At 68.2% G+C, this 11,823-nt stretch carries 11 protein-coding genes; 6 read left to right on the plus strand and 5 right to left on the minus strand.

Annotation, left to right across the window (positions count from 1 at the left end; all coding sequences use genetic code 11):
- Positions 1-39: 39 nt before the first annotated feature.
- Entirely contained in the window at positions 40-1,488 is a 1,449-nt protein-coding gene (locus ACQP06_RS05070; protein WP_433670811.1) for an Hsp70 family protein, read from the minus strand.
- Positions 1,489-2,084: 596 nt separating this feature from the next.
- Between ACQP06_RS05070 and groES the strand changes: the two genes are divergently transcribed.
- Positions 2,085-2,387 (plus strand): co-chaperone GroES, encoded by a 303-nt coding sequence (gene groES, locus ACQP06_RS05075; protein WP_033086015.1) that lies wholly within the window; start codon positions 2,085-2,087, stop codon positions 2,385-2,387.
- Positions 2,388-2,525: 138 nt separating this feature from the next.
- Positions 2,526-4,133 (plus strand): chaperonin GroEL, encoded by a 1,608-nt coding sequence (gene groL / locus ACQP06_RS05080; protein ID WP_433670813.1) that lies wholly within the window; start codon positions 2,526-2,528, stop codon positions 4,131-4,133.
- A 245-nt stretch (positions 4,134-4,378) separates the two neighbouring features.
- On the opposite strand, the gene ACQP06_RS05085 is transcribed toward groL, so the two are convergent.
- The 3 genes from ACQP06_RS05085 to ACQP06_RS05095 form a co-directional block, all read right to left on the minus strand.
- Complete coding sequence (locus tag ACQP06_RS05085) at positions 4,379-4,693, minus strand: RskA family anti-sigma factor (RefSeq protein ID WP_433670814.1); 315 nt, start codon at positions 4,691-4,693, stop codon at positions 4,379-4,381.
- A 1-nt stretch (position 4,694) separates the two neighbouring features.
- On the minus strand, positions 4,695-5,270 hold the full coding sequence (locus ACQP06_RS05090; protein ID WP_433670816.1) for a sigma-70 family RNA polymerase sigma factor: 576 nt from the start codon (positions 5,268-5,270) through the stop codon (positions 4,695-4,697).
- Positions 5,271-5,666: 396 nt separating this feature from the next.
- The gene (locus tag ACQP06_RS05095; protein ID WP_357088823.1) at positions 5,667-5,960 is read right to left on the minus strand and encodes a WhiB family transcriptional regulator; all 294 of its coding nucleotides are present in this window, start codon (positions 5,958-5,960) and stop codon (positions 5,667-5,669) included.
- A gap of 610 nt (positions 5,961-6,570) precedes the next feature.
- Here ACQP06_RS05095 and ACQP06_RS05100 point away from each other — a divergent pair.
- The 3 genes from ACQP06_RS05100 (at position 6,571) to ACQP06_RS05110 (ending at position 9,411) form a co-directional block, all read left to right on the plus strand.
- Complete coding sequence (locus ACQP06_RS05100) at positions 6,571-7,506, plus strand: hypothetical protein (RefSeq protein WP_433670817.1); 936 nt, start codon at positions 6,571-6,573, stop codon at positions 7,504-7,506.
- A 185-nt stretch (positions 7,507-7,691) separates the two neighbouring features.
- On the plus strand, positions 7,692-8,273 hold the full coding sequence (locus ACQP06_RS05105; protein ID WP_154786124.1) for a sigma-70 family RNA polymerase sigma factor: 582 nt from the start codon (positions 7,692-7,694) through the stop codon (positions 8,271-8,273).
- The gene (locus ACQP06_RS05110) at positions 8,266-9,411 is read left to right on the plus strand and encodes an anti-sigma-D factor RsdA (protein ID WP_433670819.1); all 1,146 of its coding nucleotides are present in this window, start codon (positions 8,266-8,268) and stop codon (positions 9,409-9,411) included. Before ACQP06_RS05105 ends, ACQP06_RS05110 begins: the two co-directional genes overlap by 8 nt.
- Before the next feature lie 93 nt (positions 9,412-9,504).
- Here ACQP06_RS05110 and ACQP06_RS05115 read toward each other — a convergent pair whose 3' ends face one another.
- Complete coding sequence (locus tag ACQP06_RS05115; protein WP_029923780.1) at positions 9,505-9,918, minus strand: DUF5319 domain-containing protein; 414 nt, start codon at positions 9,916-9,918, stop codon at positions 9,505-9,507.
- A gap of 334 nt (positions 9,919-10,252) precedes the next feature.
- On the opposite strand from ACQP06_RS05115, the gene guaB reads away from it, so the two are divergent.
- The gene (gene guaB, locus ACQP06_RS05120) at positions 10,253-11,797 is read left to right on the plus strand and encodes an IMP dehydrogenase (protein WP_357098363.1); all 1,545 of its coding nucleotides are present in this window, start codon (positions 10,253-10,255) and stop codon (positions 11,795-11,797) included.
- Positions 11,798-11,823: the final 26 nt, after the last annotated feature.

The raw sequence follows: 11,823 nt of genomic DNA on the forward strand, positions 1-11,823 counted from the left end.
AGTCGGACCGCGGTGGTCGCCCGGCACGGGCGCCGACGGTCAACGGCTCAGAGCCGGCCGCTGAAATCGCTGGGAGGCGGCATAGGCGGTGGCGCGCGGCGTCGGCGAGACGTGCGGTTCCGGATCGATCGGCGGCAGCGTGGTGCCCAGCAGCGGGCCCAGCAGGCGCGGCAGATCCGCGGGGAACGGGATCTGGGGTAGATCCGGGTCCGGACGCAGCGGCGGTTGCTGGGTGGTGACACTGGGGACGACCGTGGGAGTGCCGTTCGCCGAACCGGTCTGGGCCGGGGGCACGGCGACGGTGGTGCGGTGGCTCGGGTTCTGGTTCGTGGTCGGGTTGCCCGAACTCGGCGCCGGAACGGTGGTCGTCGGCACGGGCGGCGTGGTCGGCGGCTGCTGCGTCGAGGTCGGCGAGTAGTGCGCGGGCTGCGGTTCCTCGATCACGAACTCCTTGACCCCGTACCCGACGATCAGCCCGACCACCACGATCGCCCCGGCGAGCGTGCCCGCCAGCTTGGTGAAGGTGCCGATCGGCGCGTCCGAGCCCAGGCCGATCACCGGGAAGGCGGTCGGCACGGTCGAATCCGCTACCAGCGCCGCGCCTTTCGCGATCGCGGACTCCGGCTCCGGCACCGTGACCACCGGGATGTCGAGCTGGCGTTCCAGCCCCACCACCATGATCGGCACGTTCGCGCCGCCGCCGATCACCGCGACCGCCTCCGGGAACTTCGGGGCCCGCGTGAACACGCCGCGCGCGAACACCGACAGATCGTGCAGCAGATCGGCGACGATCTCCTCGAAATCCACCCGGGTCAGCTTGAGCGGCTGCCCGGCCACATGATCGATGGTCACCGCCGGGACCACCGACAGGTGCTCCTTGGCGGCGCGGCTGCGATTGAGCAGGATGCCGCGGTTCGGGCGGATGCCGCGCCGCGACAGGTGGCAGTCCAGCAGGTGCTGCAGGATCAGTTCGTCGATGGCGTTGCCGCCGATGGTGGTGATGCGCTCGGACCGCAGCACGGTGTCGTCGGCGTGATCGGCGACCGAGACCGTGGTGCCCTTGGCCCCGATGTCGATGACCGCCACCGTGTCCCAGCGGTCCAGCAGGCCGGTGTGCCGCAGGTAGGCGAGGGCCGCGGTGGTCTCCGGAATCAGTTGCACGCCGTGGCGCTGCCGCCCGATGGCGGACCGGATGATCTGGGCCTGCTCGCGGTCCCGGTAGGCGACCGCGATATCGCCGGGCGGGGTGGAGTCGGGCTCGTGGTGGCCGTTGTTCCGGGCGCCCGCGCCGACCGGATGCACGGTGTCGCGGGGGATCTGGGTGGTCATCAACTCGATCGAGGAGGCCACGAGATCACCGAGGTCGGAGTGCGCGGTATCGGCCGTCACGACCCGGTAGTCGAAGCTCTGGGCGCCGTTGGGCGCGGTGGCGACCGTCGCCGAGCACACCACTTCGCTCCCGGCCGAGATGCCGAGGGATGTTCGCATGTTCACCTCCCTTCGAGCGGATGGTCCTGGTGGAGACGACCATCTCGAACGGACTCCGGGCGCGCCCAACGGGTAGCGGACGATTCCGGCGAGCTACGGACCGTGGCGGGCTCGCGTCCGATGGGGCATCCGGACCTGCCACTGATCACTTGCGGTCTTGCTCTCTTCTCGAGCCCGTGCGCGGGGTTGCCGCACGGAAAGCGGGGTGAAGCAGATGTGTAACTGTCGACGGCGCGCGTGACGCAACCGATTCGGTCTCGCCGCGTGGCCGCCGTCAATGGTGTCACAATCCGTTATCCGAACGTTACAGATTTTCGGATTTCTTTGGAAGACCTCAGATTCCCGGGCCGTCACGTCGGCGAGTCGTGTCAGGAGGGTGCGCTGGCAGCCCCTTGCCTTGAGCGCTGGCACTCCCGTGTATAGAGTGCTAGGTGGCACTGGTATTTGTGCTCAGGTGCCAGCTGATGACTACTGAGCAGGGGTCCCGGCACCCGCGACGACGGGGCTGATTGCACAGGGTCACGCACATGACCGAAACCGTGCGTCCGGGGAACAGCCCCGGACGAGAAGAATCCCCTGAAAGTGGAGGGCTCAACGTGGCGAGCGTGAACATCAAGCCGCTCGAGGACAAGATCCTCGTCCAGGCCAACGAGGCCGAAACCACCACCGCCTCCGGTCTGGTCATCCCTGACACGGCGAAGGAGAAGCCCCAGGAGGGCACCGTCATCGCCGTCGGCCCCGGCCGCTGGGACGAGGACGGCGAGAAGCGCATCCCGCTGGACGTCAAGGAAGGCGACGTCGTCATCTACAGCAAGTACGGCGGCACCGAGATCAAGTACAACGGCTCGGAGTACCTGATCCTGTCGGCCCGCGACCTGCTGGCCGTCGTCACCAAGTAAGAACGCTCCAACTCTCGGGGCCCAGGGGGCTTCCCCTGAACCCCTTACGAGAGACACCGCCCCGGAGTCGCAGCTGCCAATACAGCAACCGGCCCGGGGCGGAGTGCGTTCGCCCCCGACCTTCACAGGAGTAGGTACATGGCAAAGCAGATCGAGTTCGACGAGAAGGCTCGTCGCGCTATGGAGCGCGGCGTCGACAAGCTCGCCGACGCCGTCAAGGTCACGCTCGGCCCGCGCGGCCGGCACGTGGTGCTGGCCAAGGCCTTCGGTGGCCCGACCGTCACCAACGACGGTGTGACCATCGCCCGCGACATCGACCTCGAGGACCCCTTCGAGAACCTGGGCGCGCAGCTGGTCAAGAGCGTCGCCACCAAGACCAACGACGTCGCCGGCGACGGCACCACCACCGCCACCGTGCTGGCGCAGGCGCTCATCAAGGGCGGCCTGAAGAACATCGCCGCGGGCGCCAACCCGATGACCCTGGGCAAGGGCATGAGCAAGGCCGCCGACGCGGTCGCCGCCGCCCTGCACGCCGCCGCCACCCCGGTCAACGGCGAGAAGGCCATCGCGCAGGTCGCCACCGTGTCCTCGCGGGACGAGGAGATCGGCGCCCTGGTCGCCGAGGCGCTGACCAAGGTCGGCAAGGACGGCGTCGTCACCATCGAGGAGTCCTCGGGTCTGCAGACCGAGGTCGCCATCACCGAGGGCGTGCAGTTCGACAAGGGCTACCTGTCCCCGTACTTCGTCACCGACCCGGAGACCATGCAGGCGGTCTACGAGGACGCGTGGATCCTGCTGAACCGCGAGAAGATCAGCTCGCTGCCGGACCTGCTCCCGCTGCTGGAGAAGATCGCCGAGTCGGGCAAGCCGGTCGTCATCATCGCCGAGGACGTCGACGGCGAGGCGCTGTCCACCCTCGTGGTGAACGCGATCCGCAAGACCCTCAAGGTGGTCGCGGTGAAGGCCCCGTTCTTCGGTGACCGCCGCAAGGCGTTCCTGGACGACCTGGCCATCGTCACCGGCGGCACCGTGGTCAACCCGGACCTGGGCATCACCCTGCGTGAGGCCGGCCTGGACGTGCTGGGCAAGGCCCGCCGCATCGTGGTCACCAAGGACGAGACCACCATCGTCGAGGGCGCGGGCGCGCAGTCCGACATCGACGGCCGGGTCGCGCAGCTGCGCAAGGAGATCGAGAACACCGACTCCGACTGGGACCGCGAGAAGCTGGAAGAGCGGCTGGCCAAGCTGGCCGGCGGCGTCGCCGTCATCAAGGTCGGCGCGGCCACCGAGACCGAGCTCAAGGAGCGCAAGTACCGCGTCGAGGACGCGGTCGCCTCGGCCAAGGCCGCGGTCGCCGAGGGCATCGTCCCCGGCGGTGGCACCGCCCTGGTGCAGGCCGCCGCCACGCTGCCGGCGCTGCGCGACTCGCTGTCCGGTGACGAGGCCGTCGGCGTCGAGGTCGTGCGTCAGGCCCTGCTGGCCCCGCTGTACTGGATCGCCAGCAACGCCGGTGTCGACGGCGCGGTCGTCGTCTCCAAGGTGACCGAGGGCGAGAACGGCTTCAACGCCGCCACCCTCACCTACGGCGACCTGGTCGCCGAGGGTGTCATCGACCCGGTCAAGGTCACCCGCTCCGCCGTCGAGAACGCCACCTCGGTGGCCCGCATGGTGCTGACCACCGAGTCCGCCATCGTCGACAAGCCCGTCGAGGAAGCGGCCGACGCCCACGCCGGCCACTCCCACTGATCGATCGGTGACACCGAGGCCCCCGGACGGATTCCGTCCGGGGGCCTCGGCGTTTCAGGCTGTGGAGCACGTCGTCTCGACGGCTGCGTGCGGGCATGAATTCGCAGGGCGCGCACGGAGTTCCAGTGTCCGAATTGTCCCATTTGATTGGGGCGCTACCCGGGGGTGCCCTTACCGGTTGAAAGGGTAGGGGCGGGGTGGAATTGGGAGATTGCCCCGGAGAGCGTTCCGGGGCGCGCGGTGGGTCAATCTCTCACGGGGAACGACGAACGGCCGTTTCCGTTGCGGAGAGCGGTGTGCGAATGGTGAATCGGGGTCGGCGGGGCCGGGTCTGTGGCTATCGCGGCGAGAAGGCGGTCGCGGAGGGCGGGCGGGGGCGGTACGGCCGGCACGGACGCGGCCATCGCGAGCGCTTCTCGGGTCTGCTGCACTTCCAGGGTGAAGGCGGCACGCAGTACGGGGTCATCGGTATCCAGAAGGTCCGCCACTGCGCGCTGATCTTCGTCGCCGATCGATCCGAGCGCGACAGTGTGCGCGAGATCGATCTGGCTTTCGTTCATCTCACGTCACTCCCAAACTTTTCTTGAGTCGTGTCAGTCCGTCCCGAATACGGGACTTAACGGTAGGTAACCCTACGCCCAGATAGGCCGCCACCTCGGCGTATGTCCGACCGCCGAAGTACGCGAGCGAGATCGCCTCCCGCTGCGTCTCGGTCAGGGTGGCCAGCCCGGCGAGCACCGCCTGCTGTTCCAGCCGCCGCCCGACCTCCTCGGTGACCTCGTCGAATTCGTGACCGAGGGCGCTGGTGCCGTACGCGACCTCACGCTGGGCGTGGGCCTGTTCGGCGCGGACTCGGTCGACCGCGCGGCGATGGGCCAGCGTCATCAACCAGGTGACAGCCGATCCCTTGTTGGGATCGAAATTGGCGGCCGTGCGCCAGATCTGGAGATAGACCTCCTGAGTGGTCTCCTCCGCGTATCCCGGATCGTGGAGCACGCGTAGGACCAGGCCGAACACTCGCGCGCTGGTGCGGTCGTACAGCTCGGCGAAGGCCTGCTGATCGGACTGCCCGCAACGCTCGAGAAGTGCGGCGAGTTCGAGACTTTCGGCTGCGCGCGCCGTCACCGCAGAGTCCACGCTGGGTGCATCCACCCCTCGTCCGTCCCTCGAGCTCTGGAACGAGTCGCCCTCTGCGGCAGGCGGCCGCGTTGTCACAACGCTCCGTTCTGTGTCATCGGCCACGAGGGTAGCGTGCCGCTATGACCTCCTCTCGGGTGGGGTATTCGGCAAAGCGACTGTGGCACAGCGATTTTCCGATATGACCGAAACGTCGCAATCGTGACATCGAAGACACGCCGTGACGCGCCGGAGGTTGCCCACCCCGCCGGGCGGTGCCGGGTGTTTGCTAGCTATTCGGCGCGCCACCCCGAAAGGATGGGGAAGAATCTCGAGCCCGGCCCGCTGTCGCATCGGGGACGCCGCTGGTGAACACCGGTCCCGCGCGTTTGCCGAGAGTGCCTGCGGGCGCCCGGATTACGCGACGATGCGGCGGCGGTTACGGCGGGCGTGCAGCTCGCGCTCGGTCTCCGACATGCCACCCCAGATGCCATAGGGCTCACTGACCTTCAGCGCGTGCGAACGGCACTGCAGCAGCACCGGGCAGGCCTTGCAGATTTCCTTGGCCCGTAGCTCGCGCTGGGCTCGCGCCCGGCCGCGCTCGCCGTCCGGGTGGAAGAACACGGCGGAGTCCTGACCGCGGCAGGATCCGCGCATCTGCCAATCCCATACATCGGCGTTCGGCCCCGGGAGGTGGGTTGGCATCGGCATGGTGAACTCCTCTTGGTGCGAGCTCGTCGGCATTGTCGAGCGGTGCTGGTGGCAAACAGGTGGCCGCATCGCCGTGGCCCGGCGATCGCACTTCATCGGCGCCGCAATTCAGCACGACGCCAACGACGGCGATGACGTACGTTAGGTCGCGAAACGAATTCGAGTCAATAGCTTCATTCGACTCGAGCCGAATACCTGCACATTAGAGAATTAACATCCGCGCTATTTACAAGATGGGGTGCCTGTGGTGATACTGATCGGTTGCCCAGCGCCGTGACCTGGCTGTGATAGCCCATCCGACTTGGTAAAACTGCTGGTAGGACAGGCTTTTTGGACCCGAATCCGGATGCTGCGATCTATGCAAGGCTCTCGATCAGAGTGATCTCAGCCATTGGACATCCGGCGCTGAGTAGGGTAGAGATGGCCGCTTCGAGGCCGCCGGGTTAATAGCGCGAAACGCTATACGAATTCCTTACGGGCGTGCTGGTCGATAGCGAGGACAGATTTACGGAGTGGAAACACAATGACTCCGGTGAATGCTGGCCGATAGCTGGCGAACTATGCTATGGCGGCTGCCCTCACATGTCCGGCCACTGGTTACAGTGCGGCTGTGCCTGTGCTCGAAGTGAACTCCGTACTCGCCGACGCCGCTTTCGGTTCCGCGCCCGAGCGTGCTGCCGCCGGGTTGCCCGCCGCTCCCGACGCCGCCGGATCCTGGCTGCGCGCTGTCTCGCTGAGTGGAATCGGTTACTACGCCGCCGCGCGCGCCGAACTCCGCCACGCCCGGCGCGGCACCACCGACCCCGCCCTGCTGTCGCTCACCCACAGCACCGAGGCGTCGTTGCTGCGCCAGCTCGGCTGGCACAACCACGCCGCTGTCGTGGACGGGCGCGCCGCCGCCCTGGCGCTGCCCGCGCTCGCCGCCGCCGATCCCGCGCCCGCCGCGACACTCGCGGAGATCCGCTCCGCGGAAGCCGTTTGCGACGCGTTGACCGGACTCGCCGCCGATGCCCTGGGCACCCTCCGCCCGGCGCTTGCCGCCCGGCTGCTGAATCGTTGCCGCAATTATCTCGACGTTCACCTGGCCACCGCCGACACGGCGTGGCGGCCGCGCGTGCGGTTGCATTGGGTGAGTGCCGAGACGGCGCTGTCGGCCCCCGGCTCCGGATTGATCTCCGCCCCCGCGGCCGATCCCGCCGCGGGCGATCGCCCGGTTCCGGCAGATCCCGCCCTGGCGCACGCCGAGGCCGCCGTCGCGCTCGCGGAAAACTCGCCCTCGCTGCGGCATCGAGTGAAATCTCGGCTACTGCTGGCCGCCGCCAGCGCCGCCGCCGGCGACCTCGATCGATCCCGTGCTCTCGCAGTCGAAGTCGACCGGGCCTGTGCCGAACACGAGCTGCTCCCGCTGCGCTGGGCCTGCGCCATGCTCCGCTCCGGTGTCGAACCCGGTGGTGACGGCGCGGCCGTGGCGGCCGAGTGCGCGCGGTTGCTGGCCGCTCGCGGCGGGCGATTGCGTTCGGCGAGCGAGCTTCTCGGCCGTCCCTGATTGATCCACCGATCGTCCCTGAGTGATCTCCGGCACTTCCCTGAGACTGCCCCGAGAACGACCCCGTAACGATTGGCGCCAGTACGCCAGCCGCTATTGTTGGACCGTTCCGCCCCTCCGCGGAAGCATCGGCTCGCCATCCCGCCGCCGTGCCACTCTCGTAAACGCCAGGAACAGCTCTGACGATGAACAACACGGGTGAGGAGTTGGATCCCGCTGTCGTCGCTGCCGCAGCGCAGGGCGACCGGGCGGCCCTTTCCCAGGTACTGGTGAGCATCCGCCCCCTCGTGGTGCGGTATTGCCGTGCGCGCATCGGAACGGCCGAACGCGGCCAACTCTCCGCTGACGACGTCGCGCAGGAGGTCTGTCTGGCCGTCATGACCGCTCTTCCCCGGTATCAGGATCAGGGTCGACCGTTCATGGCGTTCGTCTACGGCATCGCCTCGCACAAGGTCGCGGACGCCCACAGAAATTCCGCCCGTAACAAGGCGGACGCCATGGCCGAAGTACCGGATGTCATATCCACCGACCAGGGACCGGAACAGCGAGCTCTCGAATCCGAAACGAGCCGACAGATGAACGCACTGTTGGCGACATTGCCGGAGAAGCACCGAGAAATCCTGATCCTTCGCCTGGTCATGGGTCTGTCGGCTGAAGAAACTGCAGTCGCCGTGGGCAGTACGGCGGGTGCTATACGAGTCGCCCAGCACCGGGCACTCGCGAAACTCAAGTCTCAAGTGGCGAGGGCAGGTGAAATGTATGGCTAGGGATGGCGAGCGCGGTCGGGGCGACTTCAAGGCGCGACCTGGATCGCAGAACAGCGGTCCCTACGCCGAGGCGTCCGGTGATACCGGGCCGGTCGATATCGCCGCGGTGCGACGCGACGATGCGCTGATCGACGCCATCTCCGGTGACGGTCCCGTGCAGACGGGTACTTCGGAGGAATACCAGCTGGCGGCCCTGTTGGCCGACTGGCGTGCGGAGATCGTGGCCGAGCCTTTGCCGGCCGGACCGGACCTGGATGCCATCGTCGCCGCGGTCAATCAGGAGATCGGTGCACGACAGGCCAGAATCGGCGCGGGCAACCGCGGGCGACTACGGCTCGTCCGGCCGATCCTGGGTTCCGCGGCGGCCCTGGCGCTCATCTTCGGTGGCCTGACGGCGTTCTCCTACAACGCGAGTCCCGGCGATCCGCTCTGGCGGATGAAGACCGTCGTGTTCAGCGAACAGGCCCAGTCCACCGTGGTCTCGCGGGCGGACAGCGACCTGGAGCAGGCCAAGGAGCTCATCGCGCAGGGCAAGGCCGACGAGGCCAAGCCGCTGATGGAGCGGGCCGCGGACAATGCTTCGCAGGTCAACGACTCGGGCAAGAAGGACAGCCTGACCGATCGCTGGCAGCAGCTCTACACCCAGCTGCAGGCGACGGCGCCCAAGGTTGCCGAGTCGCTGGCGGCGGTGGCCCCGGCCACGACCAAGGCCCCGGTCGTGCCGTCCTCCGCGAATGTGCCGGTGTCGCCGGTCGTTCCGCCGGTCAAGACGGATGGCAATCCGCCGACCACGGTGGATTCGTCGATCCTCGGCGGCACCAACCCGAACCCGAATCCGGCCACCGGTGGCGGCATCTCCACGCAGCCCGTGGTGCCGCCGGTGACCCAGGTGCCGACCGTGCCGCCGGTGGAGACCCAGCCGCACACGGCGCCGCCGACCGCGGGCGGTCCGACGTCGGTCGTGGTGCCGACCATCGGCAATACCGAGGGTGGGACTCCGGGCGGCGGGCAGCCGCCCACCCACGAGCAGCCGCCGGCTCAGCAGCAGCCGATCACGATCCCGCCGGTGCTGCCGTCGTCCCTCGCCGTGCCGCCCGGTGCCCCCGTGGTGCCGGTTCCGGTGCCGGGAACGCACTAGGCATGTCCCGATAGCCCTGCGGCCATCGGTGTTTCATCAGTCGAAAACGGAAAGGGCCTGCATCCCCAGGGGATGCAGGCCCTTTCCGATGAATCAGACGTCGAATCCGTCGAATCCGTCGCCGTGCAGTGCCTCGTTCATGGAAGCGTCCGCGTAGCCGCGGCAGTAGTCCCAGGTGACGTAGGCCTCGGGCGTCGGGTCGTAGGCGGGTTCGTGCGGTCGCACCGTGCCGTCCACCAGTAGCTGGAGGAGGTTGGCGCGCAACATGTCCCAGTCGTGGTAGTGATCCTGCCGGCAGTCCTCGCAGCTGACCACGAGACCGCGGATGCCGCGGTGGGCCAGCAGTGCCTCGTACACCGCGAGGTCGGCGAGATCCTCTTCGACCGCTAGGCGCTCGTGAGGATCCAGCGGTTCCCCCGGCTCGATGGCATCGAGCGCGGCCGACGGGTCGGAGGGGTCTCCGGCGAATGGATCCGGCGGCAAGCCAGGTGGTAGATGGTCACGCACAGTCCCACGGTACGCAGAACCACCCCATGTGCGCCAGCGCTGAAGGGGATTTGCCTCCACTTCGCTGGTGGTACAGCGCACTTTGCTGGCGTGGGCGGGCACGGTCGTGTCGTGACAGCCGACACAGTAATGGCAGAGCCGACAAAACGCAGCGGATGCGGCCGCCGGGACCGCCGTCGACGGCGGTCCGGGCGCGGGTGCGGCCAGGAATTCACGGACGGATACCATGGTTGACCAAAGGCCGGGTAGCAATCGCCGGCATTGCCATTCATCTACGCATCCGCCGGGACCCGGCCCGGTGGGTGTTGCCGAGGTCCAGGAGGGGTCGATCCGAATGAGCAGTCCCGTGACGGGCGAACGTAACGCAGGCCGCCCCCATACGGGCGGCGACGATCCCAACAAGATCGCCATGCTCGGCCTCACCTTCGACGATGTGCTGCTGCTTCCCGCGGCCTCCGATCTGATCCCGAGTTCGGTCGACACCTCCAGCAAGCTGACCCGCGACATCTCGCTGCGGACCCCGCTGGTGAGTTCGGCCATGGACACCGTCACCGAGGCGCGCATGGCCATCGCCATGGCGCGCGCGGGCGGTATGGGCGTGCTGCATCGCAATCTGTCGGTGGAGGCGCAGGCCGCGCAGGCCGAGACCGTGAAGCGGTCCGAGGCGGGCATGGTGACCGACCCGGTCACCTGTCGCCCCGACGACAGCCTCGCCGAGGTCGACGCCATGTGCGCCCGCTTCCGCATCTCCGGTCTGCCCGTGGTGGACGAGCGCGGCATGCTGGTCGGCATCATCACCAACCGCGATATGCGGTTCGAGGTCGACCAGGACCGCAAGGTCGCCGAGGTGATGACCCCGGCGCCGCTGATCACCGCGCAGGAGGGCGTGACCGCCGAGGCCGCGCTGGGCCTGCTGCGCCGCCACAAGATCGAGAAGCTGCCGATCGTCGACGGCTCCGGCAAGCTGCGCGGGCTCATCACGGTCAAGGACTTCGTCAAGACCGAGCAGTACCCGAACGCCACCAAGGACCGCGACGGCCGGCTGCTGGTCGGCGCGGCCGTCGGTGTCGGCGAGGACGCGTGGGCGCGCGCCATGACGCTGGCCGAGGTCGGCGTGGACGTGCTCATCGTGGACACCGCGCACGGCCACCAGTCGGGCGTGCTGCAGATGGTTTCCAAGATCAAGGCCGAGGTCGGCGACCGCGTGCAGATCGTCGGCGGCAATGTCGCGACCCGCGCGGGCGCGCTGGCGCTCGTCGAAGCCGGTGTGGACGCGGTGAAGGTGGGTGTGGGCCCCGGCTCCATCTGCACCACCCGCGTGGTCGCCGGTGTCGGCGCGCCGCAGATCACCGCGATCCTGGAGGCCACCGCGGCGTGCAAGCCGCACGGTGTGCCGGTCATCGCCGACGGCGGCGTGCAGTACTCCGGTGACATCGCCAAGGCCATCGCGGCCGGCGCCTCCACCGTCATGCTGGGTTCGCTGCTGGCCGGTACCGCCGAGTCGCCGGGCGATCTGATCCTGGTGGGCGGCAAGCAGTTCAAAAGCTACCGCGGCATGGGTTCGCTGGGCGCCATGCAGGGCCGTGGCGAGGCCAAGTCCTACTCCAAGGACCGCTACTTCCAGGACGACGTGCTGTCGGAGAAGAAGCTGGTGCCCGAGGGCATCGAGGGCCGGGTGCCGTTCCGCGGCCCGCTGGACCAGGTGATCCACCAGCTGGTCGGCGGTCTCCGCGCGGCCATGGGTTACACCGGCGCGCAGACCATTCCGGATCTGCAGGCGGCGCAGTTCGTGCAGATCACGGCGGCGGGCCTGAAGGAGTCGCACCCGCACGACATCACCATGACCGTCGAGGCTCCCAACTACACCACTCGTTCGTAGCCGGACCGAACCGGTTCGCGCATCGC

The organism is Nocardia sp. CA-136227 (genome assembly GCF_050955695.1).
GTDB lineage: Bacteria > Actinomycetota > Actinomycetes > Mycobacteriales > Mycobacteriaceae > Nocardia.